At 70.1% G+C, this 15,386-nt stretch carries 16 protein-coding genes and 2 pseudogenes; 10 read left to right on the forward strand and 8 right to left on the reverse strand.

Annotation, left to right across the window (positions count from 1 at the left end):
• Positions 1-105: 105 nt before the first annotated feature.
• Positions 106-186, reverse strand: a pseudogene (locus tag ACFWXQ_RS20535) (glyoxalase/bleomycin resistance/dioxygenase family protein); the annotation flags it as partial.
• Positions 187-239: 53 nt separating this feature from the next.
• Positions 240-1,637 (reverse strand): NAD(P)-binding domain-containing protein, encoded by a 1,398-nt coding sequence (locus ACFWXQ_RS20540; RefSeq protein WP_386268796.1) that lies wholly within the window; start codon positions 1,635-1,637, stop codon positions 240-242.
• A 136-nt stretch (positions 1,638-1,773) separates the two neighbouring features.
• Here ACFWXQ_RS20540 and ACFWXQ_RS20545 point away from each other — a divergent pair, with 136 nt between their 5' ends.
• Together ACFWXQ_RS20545 and ACFWXQ_RS20550 are read left to right on the forward strand one after the other, a co-directional pair.
• Complete coding sequence (locus ACFWXQ_RS20545) at positions 1,774-2,799, forward strand: BtrH N-terminal domain-containing protein (protein WP_383938390.1); 1,026 nt, start codon at positions 1,774-1,776, stop codon at positions 2,797-2,799.
• 4 nt (positions 2,800-2,803) lie between these two features.
• Complete coding sequence (locus ACFWXQ_RS20550; protein WP_383938387.1) at positions 2,804-3,172, forward strand: ArsR/SmtB family transcription factor; 369 nt, start codon at positions 2,804-2,806, stop codon at positions 3,170-3,172.
• 53 nt (positions 3,173-3,225) lie between these two features.
• Here the strand turns inward: ACFWXQ_RS20550 and ACFWXQ_RS20555 are convergent, their stop codons facing one another.
• From ACFWXQ_RS20555 to ACFWXQ_RS20570, 4 genes are all read right to left on the reverse strand, one after another.
• The gene (locus ACFWXQ_RS20555) at positions 3,226-4,545 is read right to left on the reverse strand and encodes a phytase (RefSeq protein WP_383938384.1); all 1,320 of its coding nucleotides are present in this window, start codon (positions 4,543-4,545) and stop codon (positions 3,226-3,228) included.
• Between the two features lie 275 nt (positions 4,546-4,820).
• On the reverse strand, positions 4,821-5,006 hold the full coding sequence (locus ACFWXQ_RS20560) for a hypothetical protein (protein WP_383938381.1): 186 nt from the start codon (positions 5,004-5,006) through the stop codon (positions 4,821-4,823).
• Positions 5,003-5,749: an aquaporin gene (locus tag ACFWXQ_RS20565; RefSeq protein ID WP_383938409.1), complete on the reverse strand. Its 747-nt coding sequence runs from the start codon at positions 5,747-5,749 to the stop codon at positions 5,003-5,005. The genes ACFWXQ_RS20560 and ACFWXQ_RS20565 overlap by 4 nt, the downstream gene beginning before the upstream one ends.
• Positions 5,750-5,823: 74 nt before the next feature.
• Positions 5,824-6,132 (reverse strand): ArsR/SmtB family transcription factor, encoded by a 309-nt coding sequence (locus tag ACFWXQ_RS20570; RefSeq protein ID WP_383938378.1) that lies wholly within the window; start codon positions 6,130-6,132, stop codon positions 5,824-5,826.
• A gap of 90 nt (positions 6,133-6,222) precedes the next feature.
• Here ACFWXQ_RS20570 and ACFWXQ_RS20575 point away from each other — a divergent pair, with 90 nt between their 5' ends.
• From ACFWXQ_RS20575 to ACFWXQ_RS20590, 4 genes and pseudogenes are all read left to right on the forward strand, one after another.
• A complete protein-coding gene (locus tag ACFWXQ_RS20575; protein ID WP_383938375.1) occupies positions 6,223-6,642 on the forward strand; it encodes an arsenate reductase ArsC in 420 nt (139 codons plus the stop codon).
• A 22-nt stretch (positions 6,643-6,664) separates the two neighbouring features.
• Positions 6,665-6,786, forward strand: a pseudogene (locus tag ACFWXQ_RS20580) (arsenic transporter); the annotation flags it as partial.
• Between the two features lie 91 nt (positions 6,787-6,877).
• On the forward strand, positions 6,878-7,366 hold the full coding sequence (locus ACFWXQ_RS20585) for a universal stress protein (protein WP_383938372.1): 489 nt from the start codon (positions 6,878-6,880) through the stop codon (positions 7,364-7,366).
• A gap of 178 nt (positions 7,367-7,544) precedes the next feature.
• Positions 7,545-9,515, forward strand: coding sequence for a potassium transporter Kup (locus ACFWXQ_RS20590; protein WP_383938370.1), 1,971 nt, complete (start codon positions 7,545-7,547; stop codon positions 9,513-9,515).
• Positions 9,516-9,712: 197 nt separating this feature from the next.
• On the opposite strand, the gene ACFWXQ_RS20595 is transcribed toward ACFWXQ_RS20590, so the two are convergent.
• Together ACFWXQ_RS20595 and ACFWXQ_RS20600 are read right to left on the reverse strand one after the other, a co-directional pair.
• A complete protein-coding gene (locus ACFWXQ_RS20595; protein ID WP_383938367.1) occupies positions 9,713-10,690 on the reverse strand; it encodes a Ppx/GppA phosphatase family protein in 978 nt (325 codons plus the stop codon).
• Between the two features lie 389 nt (positions 10,691-11,079).
• Entirely contained in the window at positions 11,080-11,502 is a 423-nt protein-coding gene (locus ACFWXQ_RS20600) for a winged helix-turn-helix transcriptional regulator (RefSeq protein ID WP_383938364.1), read from the reverse strand.
• Between the two features lie 92 nt (positions 11,503-11,594).
• On the opposite strand from ACFWXQ_RS20600, the gene ACFWXQ_RS20605 reads away from it, so the two are divergent.
• The 4 genes from ACFWXQ_RS20605 (at position 11,595) to ACFWXQ_RS20620 (ending at position 15,381) form a co-directional block, all read left to right on the forward strand.
• The gene (locus tag ACFWXQ_RS20605; protein ID WP_383938361.1) at positions 11,595-12,452 is read left to right on the forward strand and encodes an SDR family oxidoreductase; all 858 of its coding nucleotides are present in this window, start codon (positions 11,595-11,597) and stop codon (positions 12,450-12,452) included.
• Positions 12,453-12,713: 261 nt separating this feature from the next.
• Complete coding sequence (locus tag ACFWXQ_RS20610; protein ID WP_383938359.1) at positions 12,714-13,532, forward strand: SDR family NAD(P)-dependent oxidoreductase; 819 nt, start codon at positions 12,714-12,716, stop codon at positions 13,530-13,532.
• A gap of 128 nt (positions 13,533-13,660) precedes the next feature.
• A complete protein-coding gene (locus ACFWXQ_RS20615) occupies positions 13,661-14,587 on the forward strand; it encodes a helix-turn-helix transcriptional regulator (RefSeq protein WP_383938356.1) in 927 nt (308 codons plus the stop codon).
• The gene (locus tag ACFWXQ_RS20620; RefSeq protein ID WP_383938353.1) at positions 14,584-15,381 is read left to right on the forward strand and encodes an SDR family NAD(P)-dependent oxidoreductase; all 798 of its coding nucleotides are present in this window, start codon (positions 14,584-14,586) and stop codon (positions 15,379-15,381) included. The genes ACFWXQ_RS20615 and ACFWXQ_RS20620 overlap by 4 nt, the downstream gene beginning before the upstream one ends.
• Positions 15,382-15,386 lie beyond the last annotated feature (5 nt).

A 15,386-nucleotide genomic window follows, 5' to 3' on the forward strand; every position in this document is an offset into this window, starting at 1 on the left:
GCAGGACCGCGCGAGGCCGCGGCCGGTCCCCCGTTCCGGTCGCGGCCTCGCTCGTGTCGAGGTCTGTCATAGGGCGGTCGGCAGCAGGTGGTGTCGTTCTCCTTGTTCGACGCCGAAGAGCTTGGTGCAGAAGGCGATGGACGCGGCGAGGTCGGGGACGCGGAGGGCGAGCTGTGCGCGGGACATGGCGAGCCTCCTGATGGGTGAAGGGGTGGCCGGATGGGTGAAGGGGTGGCCGGTCAGCAGCCTCCGCCGGACTGGGCCGGGGCGCCGATCCCGATCTGCAGGGTCGAGGGTGCTGCGCAGCATCCGCCGCCTTCGCCCCGCTGGGCGGCGCCGGGGTCGTCGAACAGGCCCGCGCCCCCGCAGACTCCGGTCTCGGGCAGGGTCAACTCGACGCGCTCGGCCGCCTCCTGGTCACCGGCGAGTGACGCGGCGACGGAGCGGACCTGCTCGTAGCCGGTCATGGCGAGGAAGGTCGGGGCGCGGCCGTAGGACTTCATGCCCACCAGGTAGATGTCCTTCTCCGGGTGGGAGAGCTCGTTCACGCCGTGCGGGTGGACGGTGCCGCAGGAGTGGACGTTCGGGTCGATGAGCGGGGCCAGCGCGGTCGGGGCCTGGAGGCGCTCGTCGAGGCCGAGCCGGATCTCGGAGAGGAAGGACAGGTCGGGGCGGAAGCCGGTGAGGACGACGATCTCGTCGACCGGGTCCAGACGGCGGCCGTCTTCGGCGACCAGGACCAGGCGTCCGTCGGTGTCGCGCTCGACAGCTTGGCTGCGGAAGCCGGTCGCGGCGGTTGCGTGGCCGGCCTCGACGGCGGCCTTGGCGCGCAGGCCCAGGGCACCGCGGGCGGGAAGCTCGTCGGCCTCGCCGCCCCCGTACGTGCCTGCGCCGATGCCGCGGCGCAGGACCCACACCGCGTGCGTGCCGTCCTCGTCCTTCGCCAGGTCGGAGAGCGACGCGAGGGCGGTGAAGGCGGAGGCTCCGGAGCCGACCACCGCGGTGCGCCGGCCCGCGTAGCGGGCGCGGACCGCCGGGTCCCTCAGGTCGGGCACCCGGTAGGAGATGTGCTCGGCGGCGGTCCTCTCGCCGAGGGCGGGCAGGCCGTCCGCGCCGATGGGGCCGGGTACGGACCAGGTGCCGGAGGCGTCGATGACGGCCCGGGCGGTGATCCGCTCCTCGCGGCCGTCGGCGTGCGTGAGGTGCACGGTGAAGGGCTGCTCGTCGCGGCCGGAGTCGACGATCCGGTCACGGCCCGCGCGGGCCACTCCGGTCACCGTCGCGCCGCAGCGGACCCTGTTGCCGAGGACCTCGGCCAGGGGCTGGAGGTACTGCTCGGCCCAGTCCCCGCCCGTGGGGTACGTGGCCGCGTCGGGGCGGACCCAGCCGGTGGGGGCCAGCAGCTTCTCGGCGGCGGGGTCGACGAGCTCGGCCCAGGTGGAGAACAGGCGTACATGCGACCAGTCGCGCACGGCGGTGGCCGCGGAAGGGCCTGCTTCCAGGACCAGCGGTTCGATGCCCCGCTCGACGAGGTGGGCGGCGGCGGCCAGGCCGACCGGGCCCGCTCCGATCACCACGACGGGCAGCCGGCCGGCGGTGGGCGTGCTCACGGGATTCCCCTTTGCTTCGATATCCATCGATCCCTTGTGTGGCCAGCATGACAACTGTTTCGACAAGCGTCAACATAGACGTTTATCTAATCTACGGATCGCGTGACGGTCCGGCTCCCTCATCCGCGGCGTTGCCGTCTGGCGAGGGAGGAGAATCAGCGGCATGGCCATGGTGAAGGACATCGACGCCCGCGGTATGCAGCACTGCGAGACGACGACACTGGGCGTGCTGCTGCGGCACGAGGGACTCGACCTGTCTGAGCCCATGCTGTTCGGCCTTGGCTCAGGGCTGTCCTTCATCTACTGGGACAGCAAGGGCATGGGCTTTCCCTTCCTGGGAGGCCGGGTCAAGCCGTTCGAGCTGACCAGGAACCTGGCCGCCGCACTGGGACTTGAGCTGATGGTCGGGGAGACCACCTCCCCGCGCAAGGCCTGGCACCACGTGGCGGCATCCATCGACGCCGGCCGGCCGGTCGGCCTTCAACTCGACAGCTATCACCTGGACTACTTCAGCACCAAGGTGCACTTCGGCGGGCATGTCGTGGCCATGTACGGCTACGACGATCGGGACGCCTACCTGGTGGACACCGACCCGCAGGGCGGAGCCGTCTCGACCAGCCTCGCGGGCCTGGCCAGGGCCAGGGCGGAGCGCGGCCCCATGACCGCCAGGCACCGCTCCTTCACACTCACGACGCCTGGCAGTCCGGTGTCACCGCAGGACCGGATCGTCCCCGCGATAAGGACCTGCGCCGACGCCTTCCTGAACCCGCCCATCGCGAACCTGGGCCACCGAGGCATCGAGAAGACCGCCAAGCAGGTGCCGAAGTGGCTGCAGCGCAGCGACAATCCGCGGGAGGACCTGCCACGCGCCGCGGTCCTCATGGAGGGGGCCGGCACCGGCGGCGCCCTGTTCCGCAATCTCTACCGGGACTTCCTCGCCGAGTGCGCCCAGCTGATCGACAGCAGTCACCTGCGCACCGGCCACAGCCTGTACGCCGAGGCCGCCACGCTCTGGACGCAGGTGGCCGCACTCATCGCGACAGCAGGCGAATCCGGCGACGCGCAGAACCTCGTACAGGCCGGCTCCATCCTCCACGAGCTCTCACGCGTCGAACGCGATGCGATGCGGGCACTCAGCATGATCCAGACGCCGATCCCTGACTCACTAGTTCGACATGTGTCAACATAGACGTATGTCGAATGTCGAGGTGCTGCCGCTGCTGGAACCCGAGGGTGCCGAGGCAGTGGCGCCTTGCTGCCCGCCGCTGGCCGAACGCCCCTTCACCGCCGAAGAGGCGGAAAGGACGGCGCGGATGTTCAAGGCACTCGGCGATCCGGTTCGTCTGCGCCTGTTCTCCCTGGTCGCCTCGCACGAGGGCGGAGAGGCGTGTGTGTGCGACATCTCCGACGTGGGCGTCTCGCAGCCGACCGTCTCCCATCACCTGAAGAAGCTCAGGGAGGCCGGGCTGCTCACCTCCGAGCGGCGCGGCACGTGGGTCTACTACCGAGTCGAGCCGTCGGTCGTGGCCGCGCTCGGCGGGCTCCTCGCTCCCAGGGGCTGAGCCGCGCGTACGGCCGCCGGGAGGTCATGCCCCGGCGGCCGTACCGCGGACGATCACATGTCGGCCGCGTCCACCACGGCCCCGAGGTCGACGAACTTGAAGCCGGTCGCCGTGCGCGTGCCGCCCTCACCGTCCGGCACCGCCGGGGTCTCCTGGCCGTCCTGGACGACGAGCAGCCCGCGCGGATAGCGCGCGCCCAGCGGGGCGTTGAGCACGGCGGCCCCGTCGCACTCCTCGACACTGTCGAGCGTCGACGTGGCGGCCCCGATCCGGAAGCCGCCCTCGTACTCGTTGTCCTCGCTCACCTCACGGTCGTACAGGGCGAAGGTGTTGTCACCCTGGCTGGAGGCGAGCAGGTAGCCGTCGCCGTCCTTCTCCTGGAACAGGGTCAGGCCCTCGACGTCGGCCGACAGTCGCCTGCCGCCGTAGCCGGGGTCGGCGCCCGGTGTGCACTCCTCGGTGTCCTCGTCGTAGACGCCGGGGACTCCGTACTCCTTCACCTTGTCCACCAGGACCGGCCTGCCGGTGAGGTCGGCACGCAGCCGCCAGATGCCGATGTCCTCCTGTCCGGCGTAGAGCGTGCCGGTCGCCGGGTCGACGACCATGCCCTCGACCTGCGGGAGTTCCCCTGGCTCCCCGCAGGGACTCCACGTCGTGCCGTCGGGCAGCCGGAACGAGGACGGCAGATCGAGGGTGCGCACCTTGCGGTAGCCGACCTTGCCGCTCGCCGCCTGAGTCAGTTCGAGAAGGGCGAGGCGGGTGCGTTCGCGCCGGCTCACGAGGGCGTACGTCCGGCCGGTGGCTTTGTCGGTCCAGGTGGCCAGGCCGTACGTGGTCCGCTGGTCGTTGATCTCGGCCTGGTCGGCGGAGAACACCGGGGCGGCGGCCGGGTCGGTGATGTCGGTCAGCGGGCCGCCCGGCTTCGACGGGTCGATGCGGTAGATCCGCAGCCGGTCGCTGCCCCGGTCGCTCACCACCGCCACGTCTGCCCGGCCGGTCGAGGTGCGCAGGCCGGTGACGAGGTCGACGTTGTTGTAGCGGCCCGGGGCGTCCTCCTCCGTCGGCGGTTGCGGGGCCCTCAGCGACTGCACCAGGCGGGCGTCCAGATCGTAGACCCGCAGACCGCCCTCCTTGGCGGTGGCGACGACGAGGCTGCGCCCGGGGTCGGCGGCGTTGCGCCAGATCGCCGGGTCGTCGGCGTCGGAGTTGCCGCCCGCCTCGTCGTCGTAGAGCGCGGCGCTCTCGCTGGTGGCGGTCACGACAGGCAGACCGGGCGCGCCCGCCCCTGCGGGGGATGCTCCGAGCAGGGTGACGAGCACGATGCCCGAGGCGAGGGCTGCGGCTCTTCGCTTGGTGCGGTGCGTCGTTGTCACAGGCGCTTCCTTAGCTGTCGGGTAACTGCCGGGGGCGGTTGGTGCGATCAAGGACATGCTCATGGTCCGAGTGACAGCTTGCATTCAGAGAGCCATGAACTGTCCATGTCATCACGGGAATTACCCCAACAGGTCGGCTGGAGTTCGCCTGAGGGTCGCCATCCATCACGCATCGCCGCCGGAAGCCATCGCCGCCCGGGCCGATGAGGGCATCGGCACTCTTTCCTGGCTGACCGGGAGCCGGGGCAGGCGGGGCGGGCGTGGGGTGACCCCGGTCAGTTCGCGTGCTGCCGGGCGCCGCCCGGCGTGGACTGGGTGCCGAGGATGGCGACGTCCGCTCCGAGGCGGCGCAGGTGGTGGCCGGCGGCGAGTCCCGGCCGACTGCCGCCGATCACCACCGCACGGCTGCCGCCGATCACCACCGCGCGGGTCGCGACGACGGCCCGGGGCGTCCGCGTCATTCGGCGGGCCGCTCCGCGGTGACTCGTCCGGGCGTGAAGATCAGCGCGACCAGTGCCAACCCGACCACGGCGCCGATGAGTTGCATCCCGATGAAGGCCGCGAGCGAGCCGGGTGCGATGCCCGCGAAGGAGCCGGTGAAGGCGCGGCCGATGGTCACCGCGGGGTTGGCGAAGGAGGTGGAGGAGGTGAACCAGTAGGCGGCGCCGATGTAGGAGGCGACCGCGACGGGGGCGAAGCGCAGCCGGTCGGTGCGGGCGAGGCCGAAGATCAGCAGGATGAGACCCGCGGTGGCGACGACCTCGCCGAGCAGCAGGTGGCCGGCCGAGCGGTCGTGCGTGGACCACGTCACCGGCGGCTGGTCGAACATCGCGTTGGCGAGTACGGCCCCCGCGATCGCGCCGACGATCTGGGCGGGGACGTACACGGCGACCTCCCGGGTGGTGACGCCCGCGCCGCCGCGCCGGGCGGTCCACCACTCGGCCAGCGTCACCGCCGGGTTGAAGTGCGCACCCGACACCGGGCCGAGCAGCACGATCAGCACACCGAGTCCGAAGACCGTGGCCAGCGAGTTGGCCAGCAGCTGCACGCCCACGTCACGGGTCAGCTCGGTGGCCTGGATGCCGGAGCCGACCACGATCGCCACCAGGGCGGCGGTACCGACCAGTTCGGCTGCCGCCCTGGCCTTCAGCGGCGTACGGGGCGGGGTGGCACCCGGCGCGGGCTGCGGTTCGCCGGTGGCCATGACGGGCTCCGCGGCGGACTCGTGGGTGGCGGTCAACAGTCACTCCTTGGAACTGCCGCGGCGAGCGGCGGGGATCAGGGGCAGGACCGCTTGTTGTCGGCGGCGGTTCGGGCGGACTCGGCCAGGTCGGCGAACTGGTCCGCGAGCCGGGCGATGACGTCGGGGCGGAGTTTGTAGTAGGTGAACCGTCCGCACGGCTCGGTCTCGACCACCCCGGCCTCCCGCAGCACTCTCAGATGGTTGGAGAGGTTGGTCTGCCTGGCCCCGGTCTCCTCCACCAGGTGGGTGGTGCAGAGCGTCTCCTTGGCGAGAAGGGTCACGATCTGCAGCCTGAGCGGGTCGGCCAGAACCCGGATCAGATCAGTGTCGACTGACGTCATCATGGACTGATACTTTCACATCAGCCGAGACTGATACCAGCCTGGGCCGACTCTTCGGTGCTCCGCTTGAACCGCTCCGTGAAGGAAGAACCGATGTCCTCGACTCCACTCGCCTCCGTGCTGTTCGTCTGTGTTCACAACGCAGGGCGTTCGCAGATGGCCGCTGGGTTCCTCCACCACCTCGCAGGCGACCGGGTCGAGGTCCGTTCCGCGGGCTCGATCCCGGGCGACCGGGTCAACCCGGCCGCGGTCGAGGCCATGAAAGAGGTCGGCGTCGACATCTCCGGCCGGCAGCCGAAGATCCTCACCACCGAGGCCGTGCAGGCGTCCGACTACGTCATCACCATGGGCTGCGGCGACGCCTGCCCGATCTTCCCCGGCAAGCGGTACCTCGACTGGGCCCTCGAAGACCCGGCCGGCAAGGGCGTCGAGTCCGTACGTCCCATCCGCGACGAGATCAAGACCCGCATCGAGGCCCTGATCGCCGAGATCGACGCGAAGCAGGAGGCGTGAGCACCCTGACCGCGACGGACGCATCGGCCCCGACCTCAGCTACGCCCGTTCCCTGGCGACCCGGTGTGGCGGCGCATCGTGCGCGGCTACGAAACTGATGTGAAACTGGGCGAGTTCACCCGGCCCGGTCGGTGCACCGTGCCCGCCGCGCCGGTCTGCTCGACGCCAGGCGCTGCGGGGGATCGCCGCGTCCGATCGGGAACATTGACCCACCTGGCAGTCGGAGGGCGAGCGGATGGCCGTCATCGCGTGGATCGTCGAGGGCACCTGGCCCGCCGTGGTGGACGCCACCCTCACCCACGCCTCCGAGGACGCCGAGATCGTCCTGCTCCATGTGACGGGCCATGAGATCCCGGGCATCGCGCACGGCGCCTTCGCCGGCCTGCTCGGCCGCGGCCACCCCGAACGCGACCCCGGCACCCGCCTGGAGCACCTCGCCGCCACGGCCGCCAACCAGCTGCTCCAGGACGCCGCCGACCGCCTCGGCCGCCCCTGCACCCGTATAGGGCGCACCGGCCGCATCGAGCGGGAGGTCGTGGTCGCCGCGCAGGGCGCGGAGTTGCTCATCGTCGCCCGGGACGGCGACCGCAGCCGACTGGGCCCCAAGAGCCTGGCCCCGGCCGACCGCTTCGTCGTCGACCACGCCCCCTGCCCCGTACTCCTGATCTGGCCCGAACCGGCACCCGACCTCGCCGGCCTCCCGGGGCCACCGCACCACCGGTAGCGTCACACCGGACCGACCCACCCGTCGGCCACCTGGCACTCCTTCCACGAAGGCCACGTCGCCGGACGCCGCTCGACAGGAAGTGGCGCCCCCTGCCGACGGCCACGCCAGGGGATCGGTATCGTCCGCCCAGATGCCCCGGTCCGCTGCTCAGCGGCCGGCACGGAGGAGGAGCACCATGGCCGATCGCCGGCAGGGAACCGCGCCGGATGACGGATCCGCGTCGCGGGAACCGGAGGACCGTCGGGCGCGCACTCACGACACGGTGCGGCTCGCTGTGGTGATCGGTGCTCTCGGCGTGGTCTTCGGCGACATCGGAACCAGCCCGATCTACACCCTTCAGACGGTGTTCAACCCCGACGATCCGCACCCCGTCCCGGTCACCACGGACAACGTGTACGGGGTGGTGTCGCTGGTGTTCTGGTCGGTGATGATCATCGTCACGCTCACGTACGTGCTGCTGGCGATGCGCGCCGACAACGACGGTGAGGGCGGCATCATGGCGCTGATCACCCTGCTGCGGCGGTGGAGTTCACAACGCGGGCGTCGGGCCACCGTCGTACTGGCCGCGCTCGGCATCTTCGGTGCGTCCCTGTTCTTCGGCGACAGCATGATCACCCCGGCGATCTCGGTACTGTCCGCGGTCGAGGGACTCAAGGTCGTCCAGCCGTCGCTGGACAGCGCGGTCGTGCCGATCACCGCGGTGATCATCGTGCTGCTGTTCCTGGTGCAGCGCCGGGGGACCGCGGCGGTCGGCCGGGTGTTCGGGCCGGTCATGATCCTCTGGTTCACCGCAATCGGCGCGTGCGGCGTCGTCGGCATCGCCGACCACCCGGGCATCCTCAGGGCGCTCTCACCGACGTACGCCCTGGGCTTCCTGTTCGGCCACTGGGGCACGGCCTTCTTCGCCCTGGCCGCGATCGTGCTCGCGGTCACCGGCGCGGAGGCGCTCTACGCCGACATGGGGCACTTCGGCCGCCGGGCGATCACCCGGGGCTGGCTGTTCCTCGTACTGCCCGCCTGCGTCCTGAGCTACCTGGGCCAGGGCGCGCTGATCCTCGACGATCCGGAGAACATCAGCAGCCCGTTCTTCCTGCTCGTGCCCGACTGGGGACGGTGGCCGATGGTCATCCTGGCGACGGCGGCGACCGTGATCGCCTCCCAGGCGGTGATCACCGGCGCGTACTCGGTAGCCTCCCAGGCTGCCCAGCTGGGCTATCTGCCGAGGCTGCGCATCGCGCACACCTCCGAATCCACCATCGGGCAGATCTACGTCCCGTGGATCAACTGGCTCCTGATGGTTTCCGTCCTCACCCTGGTCTTCGCCTTCCAGAGCTCCGCGGCGCTGGCCTACGCGTTCGGTATGGCGGTCACCGGGACCATCACCATCACCACCCTGCTCTTCTTCTACGTCGCCCGTGGCAAGTGGGGTACACCCCGGTGGCTGCTCGTCATCGGCGGAGGGGCGCTCCTCCTCGTGGACCTGCTGTTCGTGGCGGCCAACATGACCAAGCTCGTCCACGGCGCGTGGCTGCCGCTGCTGATCGGCCTCACCGCGTTCACGGTCATGACGACCTGGCAGCGCGGCCGTGAACTCGTCACCGCGGAACGATCGCGCCAGGAAGGCCCGCTGACCGAGTTCATCGACCACCTCCGCACAGGGCAGGAGCCGACGGTCCGGGCGCCCGGCACGGCCGTCTTCCTGAACCGGGACAAGGAGACCGCGCCCCTGGCCATGCGGGCCAACGTCGAGCACAACCACGTGCGGCACGAGCAGGTCGTGATCCTGTCCATCGGGACCGAGCCCGTGCCCCGTGTCCCGGCCGACCAGCGGATCGTCGTCGACGGCCTCGGGTACGCGGACGACGGGATCATCCATGTCACCGCCCGGTTCGGTTACATGGAGACGCCGGACGTGCCCGGCGCACTCGCCACGCTCGACCCCGCCGAAACCGAAGGCCCGCTGCAGCTCGACCAGGCGTCCTACTTCCTGTCCAAGATCGAGCTCCGTCGCGGAAAGGCCGCGACGATGGCGCCCTGGCGCAAACGACTCTTCATCGCCACCTCGTACATCACGGCCGACGCCGCCGAGTACTTCAGCCTGCCCCGCGACCGTACGGTCATCATGGGGTCGCAGATCGAGGTGTAGGCCCGTACCGCCGGAAGCCGACGCACCCGCGCGTCACGGGCGACGCGCGGCACCCGTAGGTTGCTCGTGCTGCAGTGGGTCGGCTCGGCGCGCGTCGACGGTCAGTTGCGTTCGTACCGCGCGTTCCGCCGCAGCGACCGGCTGTGAGACCTCCCGCCCCCGACCCAAGGCGGTGGGTCCCCCGGACAAGCCTCGGGTCAGCCGACGAGAGGGAGGTCGTGCCGGGGTGCTGCGGAGACCACGCCGAGGTGCTCCAGGAGAAGTCCTTCCCTGGTCGACCACGGGGAGATGCCGACGCTCTCGGCCTCGCACGCCGTAAGGAGCGCCTCGGCGATCAGAGCACCGGCCAGGGCCTGCCCCGCGCGGTGCCGGGAGATGCCAGGCAGCCGGGTCCGCCGGGCGGGACCTGCTCCGGCGAGCACCGGGATCCACCGCCGCAACTGGGACAGCGTCAGCTGCCGTCCGGCATGAGGTTTTCTGCGCCTGGACGGAGTGCCGGCCAGGTGGGCGAGCTGCTCGAACGTCTTGGAGCAGGCGACGACGCTTCCGTCCCGTGCGGCCACCGGGAGGCCGGGCTCCGCACTCAGGGCGTGGCCGAGGAACTCCCGTACCTCCTCCACACGTGCCAGGGAAGGAGCGGTGCCGTCCGGGAACCAGTCCCGGGTGATGCGCCGGGCGCCCAACGGCAGCGAAAGGACACTTCGGGGCTGTGCTCCCCGGCCCGAGGCGATCTCCACGGTGCCGCCCCCGATGTCCAGCATCAGCAGCGGGCCGTTCTGGGAGCCCGTCCACTGCCGGGCCGCCACGTAGGCCAGGCGTGCCTCTTCCTCACCGGGCAGGACTCGCAGCCGGGTGCCGGTGGCACGGGCCACCTGCGCGATCACCTGTTCCCGATTGGGCGCGTCCCGGATGACCGAGGTCGCGAAGGGGAACACGGTCGGCGGGCGGCGGACCCGGACGGCAGCCATCGCTTCCGCCACGGCGTGTTCCACACTGGTGATCCCGACCTTGCGCATACGGCCCCTGCGGTCGAGCGCCTCGTGCAGCCGCAGCCGGGCCTTGTACGAGAACACCGACTCCAGCCCTGCGCCCGGGCGCCACCGGACCACGGTCACCAGTGCGCTGTGGCACCCGACATCCAGTACCGCGGCCTGCTCCGGCCTTGCCCGCCCCATCCCGCCGTCTCCCCCGTTTCCACCCGCTCGATTCGATCACGACCGGTCGTCAACGACCGCTGCGGCTGCCTGCGGGAAAGCACACGCTCATACGACCCTAACCGTGCCGCGTGCGCGCCGGGCCACGCCTGACGCTTCCTTGATCCTCACGAACCGCTGTTCCGCGGACGGAAGCGGACGGCACTGGACCACATGTTGGCGGGCGCCGGCACTCCATCTCCTCCTCGCCCTCCGGTCCCGGCGCATCGTGAATCCGGCCCTGGTGGCCGCACTGGGCACAGATTCCGGTGTCCTCGCCAGGTGCCCCGCACGGCCGGTTCACCGGCGACCTGGGCAGCGTCCTGCTCCTGCTTCTCGTCGAGGTCCTGGGCAGTCCGGAGTGATAGGTGTCACCCGGAAGCGCTGCGCTCTTTCGCCACGTCGTAGTTCTCTCGTGCCTTCGCCACTTGGTCCATCCGCTCGTTGGTCCACAGCGCCAGGGCGCGGACCTGTTCGGCTGCCTCGCGGCCCAGGTCCGTCAGGGAGTAGTCGACGTGGGGCGGGACGACCGGCTTGACGTCGCGGTTGACCAGACCGTCCCGCTCCAGGCTCTGCAGGGTCTGCCCGAGCATCTTCTCGCTGACCGGACCGATGGGGGTGATGGAGCGGCGCAGTTCGGCGAAGCGGTGCGGACGCTCCAGCAGCCGGATCAGCACAAGCACGCCCCAGCGGCTGGTGACGTGCTCCATCGTCAGACGCTGGGGACACAAGACCTTGGCGCCGGTACCGCTCGCAGCGGCCACCGTGCCGTCCACTGCGGTACTAACAGCCATATCCGTACCGTACTTCAAAGTACGTACTCACGCAGAGTGACGACAGCTCCTAGGGTTGGCGGCAGAGCCATTCACGAGGAGTTGTCTGAAACATGAGCATTGTCGTGACCGGAGCCACCGGAAATCTCGGCCGCCTGGTTGTCCAGGGACTGCTGGAGACCGTGCCGGCCGAACAGATCACCGCTGTCGTGCGGAGCAAGGACAAGGGAGCCGGTTTCGAGGCCCGTGGCCTGCGGATCGCGATCGCCGACTACAACGCTCCCGAGTCCTTTGACGGCCTCTTCTCGGCGGGTGACAAGGTGCTGCTGATATCCAGCAGCGAGATGGCCCAGGACCGTGTGGCCCAGCACAAGGTCGTCATAGATGCCGCTCGGGCTTCCGGGGTGGCCCTGCTCGCCTACACCAGCGCCACAGGCACCCACGACGCCCCGCTCGCCGAAGCTCACCGGGGGACGGAGAAGGTGCTTGTCGAGTCCGGCCTGCCGTACGTCCTGCTGCGCAACAACTGGTACAGCGAGATGTTCGTCGACGGGCTGGAGAGGGTGATCGAACACGGCGTGATCGTCCGGGCCGCCGGAGAGGGCCGCATCGCGTCCGCCACTCGTGCCGACTACGCGGCCGCTGCCGTGGCGGTGCTCACCGGGGAGGGCCATGAGAACAGGGCGTACGAGCTGAGCGGGGACCACGCCTGGAACTTCGCCGAGTTCGCCGCTGAGCTGGGCAGACAGGCCGGCAAGGAGATCGTCTACACGCCGGTCGGCGTCGAGGCGTACGTCGACCTGATGGTCGCCGCGGGGATGCCCGGGCTGTACGCCGAGATCCTCGCGGGCGCTGAGGCGTCCTTCGCCAAGGGTGAGCTGGCCGGGACGAACGGTGACCTGTCGCGGCTGACCGGACGCCCGACCACGCCGATCGCCGACACCATTGCGGCCGCCCTTCAGCAGAGCTGACCTGAGGTCTTCAACCAGAACTGACCTGAGGTCCTCAACCAGAGCTGACCTGAGGCAGTGAAGGTTCGTTCACCGTGACCACGCGTGGTGATGCCATGCGGTAACCAGCCCCGCAGGGACCAGGTGAGCGGGCACGCGGCGGTGTGCTCACCTCGGGCTGCGACCCAACACACCAGGCCGGGCCACCAGTTCGGTACATCCAAGTCGACGACGGTCAGCGCCGTTGCAACGGGACCGCTGGTCCGCCACACAAGGAGCTGCATGCACACCATCCTCGTCAGCGGGGGCAACAGCGGAATCGGCCTGCGGGCCGCGCGGGAGTTCCTCGCGCGTGGCCACCGCGTCGTCCTCCTCGGCCGCGACCGGCGCAAGGGCGAGGACGCGATCGCGTCCTTCGGCGACGCGGCCGAACGGGCGTCGTTCTTTCCCGTCGACCTGTCGACCCACGACGGCGTCCGGGAGGCCGCCGGGCGCGTCCTCGCGGAACACGACCGCTTCGACGTCCTCCTGCACTCCACAGGTGTCCTCACCTTCAAGGAACTGCGCACGGCGGACGGACTTCATCCGTTCTTCTCGGTCAACTACCTGAGCCGCTATCACCTCACGCAGCTCCTGCTGCCCGCACTGATCCGCTCCGAACGCGCCCGCGTCGTCATGATGACCGCGAGCATCCCCCCTTCCACACAGGCCGACTACCAGAAGTTCCCCACCTTCGAACCGTTCAGCTTCCGCCACGACAGGGAGCCGATCCAGCTCGCCAACCACCACTACGCCGCCCACCTCGCCCGCACCGAACCGTCGATCCTCGCCGGGGTGGTGAACGCGGGAGCCGCCAGGACAGACATCCTGCGCATGTCGCCGTGGTTCATGCGGGCGACGGCCAAGGTCGCGGGCCCGCTCTTCTTCGACTCCGTCGACACGAGCGCCCACAACGTCGTCGAAGCCGGCCTGCGCACGGACTGGAACGCGGCAACCTACTGGCCGAAACCCGGAAACTTCGAGCGGCGCACACCGATCACCCTCGACGAATCAGCCACGGACCGCGTCATGGGCATCTCCCGGGACATCACGGGAGCCTGATGGCAACAGCGCGGGAGCAGCTGGGCCAGGCACCGGGCAAGGCTGCGGCGGGGGACACCCCTGACCGGGAAAGACCTGCCCCCCTTCATCGGTGGATGCGCACCCGGGGCAGAGGAACACTGGTGGGCATGGCGAAGAAAGCCGAAGAGATCAAAGAGTTCCTGCGCACCCGGCGTGACGCCGTGCGGCCCTCGCAGGCCGGGCTGGCCAACCACCCGGGCCGCCGCGTCCCGGGCCTGCGCCGCGAGGAGGTCGCACAGCTGGCCGGCGTCAGCGTGGACTACTACACACGCCTCGAACAGGGACGGCTCACCAGCGCCTCGGAAGGCGTCATCCTGTCCATCGGCGAGGCGCTGCAGCTGACCCAGGCAGAGACCCAGTACCTGCGCGACCTGCTCCACCCGCAGCCCCGGCAGGCGGCAAAGGAGCCTGCGCCGCGCCAAGAGGTACGCCCCGACCTGCTGCGCATTCTCGACGGCATGCACGACCAGCCCGCCTTCGTCCTCGGTCGCCGCAGCGAGGTCCTGGCCTCCAACGCTCTCCTGGACGCCCTCCTGACGCCGTTCAACCAACGCGACGCCGGCGACCGCAACCTGCTGCGCTGGCTGCTTCTGGACCCTGCCGCCCGTGACCTCTACCTCGACTGGGCGAAGGTCACCTCCGAAGTCGTAGGAGTCCTGCGCGCCGAAGCCGGCCGCTACCCCCACGATGCGCTGACCGCCCGCTTCGTCTCCGAACTCAAGGCCGCCAGCCCCGAGTTCGGCACCTGGTGGGCCGAGCGCACCGTCGTCGAACGCACCTGGGGCACGAAACGGTTCAACCACCCCACAGTCGGCCGTCTCGACATCACCTACGAAGCCCTCACCCTCCCCGGCGACCCGGATCAGGTGCTGTTCATCTACGCCGGGAAAACCGACGACGACCTCGACAAGCTCCGCATCCTCGCCAGCTGGAGCACCCACCGGACAGACCAGAACCCGGCCGACACCCCGCCTCCCGCACGGCCACAACCCGCCAACCCCGACCCGTCCCCCACCCCAAGGAGCACCTCATGAACGGGCCCCACACTGAGCGTCCGCTGGCGCTGGTGACCGGAGCCTCCTCCGGCATCGGCTACGAACTCGCCCTGCTGTTCGCCATCAACGGCTTCGACCTGGTGGCCACCGGCCGCAGCGAGAAGACGGATCAGGCAGCCGCCGACCTCGCACGGCACGGCGTCGAGGTCACTGCCGTACGCGCCGACCTCGCCCAGGCCGACGGCGTGGAAACCGTATGGCAGGCGGTGGAGAAGACCGGACGCCCCCTCGACGCGGCAGTCCTGAACGCCGGACGCAGCATCGGCGGCGCCTTCCTCGACACCGACCTCGACGACGAACTCGGCCTGATCGACCTCAACGTCACCTCCGTGGTCCACCTGGCCAAGCACGTCGCCCGCCACATGGCCGCCAACCGGCGCGGCCGCATCCTCATCACCTCCTCCCTCTCCGCCACCCTGCCCACCCCCTACGAAACCGTCTACGGACCCTCCCGCGCCTTCACCCGCATGTTCGCCCTCGGCCTGCGCGAAGAACTCAAGGAACACGGCGTCAGCGTCACCACCCTCATGCCCGGCGCCACCGACAGCGACTTCCACGCCCGCGCCGGCATGAACAACACCGCCTTCGGCACCGGCATGAAGAAGAACAGCCGCAAGGACGTCGCACGCCAGGGCTTCCTCGCCATGATGGACGGACGGGCCGAAGTCGTCGGAGGGGACGCCGCCACCCGGCGCACCGCCCTCAAACACCGCTTCATGCCAGAAACACTCAAGGCATCCCGCCACGCCCGCATGGCCAAGCCCCAGGACTGACCCGT

It is taken from the genome of Streptomyces sp. NPDC058697, assembly GCF_042715345.1.
GTDB classification, from domain to species: domain Bacteria; phylum Actinomycetota; class Actinomycetes; order Streptomycetales; family Streptomycetaceae; genus Streptomyces; species Streptomyces liliifuscus.

Bases quoted from the DNA above. Each gene is read 5' to 3' on its own strand.
- ACFWXQ_RS20540 (WP_386268796.1), bottom strand. From the start codon at position 1,637: ATGGATATCGAAGCAAAGGGGAATCCCGTGAGCACGCCCACCGCCGGC.
- ACFWXQ_RS20545 (WP_383938390.1), top strand. From the start codon at position 1,774: ATGGCCATGGTGAAGGACATCGACGCCCGCGGTATGCAGCACTGCGAG.
- ACFWXQ_RS20550 (WP_383938387.1), top strand. From the start codon at position 2,804: ATGTCGAATGTCGAGGTGCTGCCGCTGCTGGAACCCGAGGGTGCCGAG.
- ACFWXQ_RS20560 (WP_383938381.1), bottom strand. From the start codon at position 5,006: ATGACGCGGACGCCCCGGGCCGTCGTCGCGACCCGCGCGGTGGTGATC.
- ACFWXQ_RS20565 (WP_383938409.1), bottom strand. From the start codon at position 5,749: ATGGCCACCGGCGAACCGCAGCCCGCGCCGGGTGCCACCCCGCCCCGT.
- ACFWXQ_RS20570 (WP_383938378.1), bottom strand. From the start codon at position 6,132: ATGATGACGTCAGTCGACACTGATCTGATCCGGGTTCTGGCCGACCCG.
- ACFWXQ_RS20575 (WP_383938375.1), top strand. From the start codon at position 6,223: ATGTCCTCGACTCCACTCGCCTCCGTGCTGTTCGTCTGTGTTCACAAC.
- ACFWXQ_RS20585 (WP_383938372.1), top strand. From the start codon at position 6,878: ATGGCCGTCATCGCGTGGATCGTCGAGGGCACCTGGCCCGCCGTGGTG.
- ACFWXQ_RS20590 (WP_383938370.1), top strand. From the start codon at position 7,545: ATGGCCGATCGCCGGCAGGGAACCGCGCCGGATGACGGATCCGCGTCG.
- ACFWXQ_RS20595 (WP_383938367.1), bottom strand. From the start codon at position 10,690: ATGGGGCGGGCAAGGCCGGAGCAGGCCGCGGTACTGGATGTCGGGTGC.
- ACFWXQ_RS20600 (WP_383938364.1), bottom strand. From the start codon at position 11,502: ATGGCTGTTAGTACCGCAGTGGACGGCACGGTGGCCGCTGCGAGCGGT.
- ACFWXQ_RS20605 (WP_383938361.1), top strand. From the start codon at position 11,595: ATGAGCATTGTCGTGACCGGAGCCACCGGAAATCTCGGCCGCCTGGTT.
- ACFWXQ_RS20610 (WP_383938359.1), top strand. From the start codon at position 12,714: ATGCACACCATCCTCGTCAGCGGGGGCAACAGCGGAATCGGCCTGCGG.
- ACFWXQ_RS20615 (WP_383938356.1), top strand. From the start codon at position 13,661: ATGGCGAAGAAAGCCGAAGAGATCAAAGAGTTCCTGCGCACCCGGCGT.
- ACFWXQ_RS20620 (WP_383938353.1), top strand. From the start codon at position 14,584: ATGAACGGGCCCCACACTGAGCGTCCGCTGGCGCTGGTGACCGGAGCC.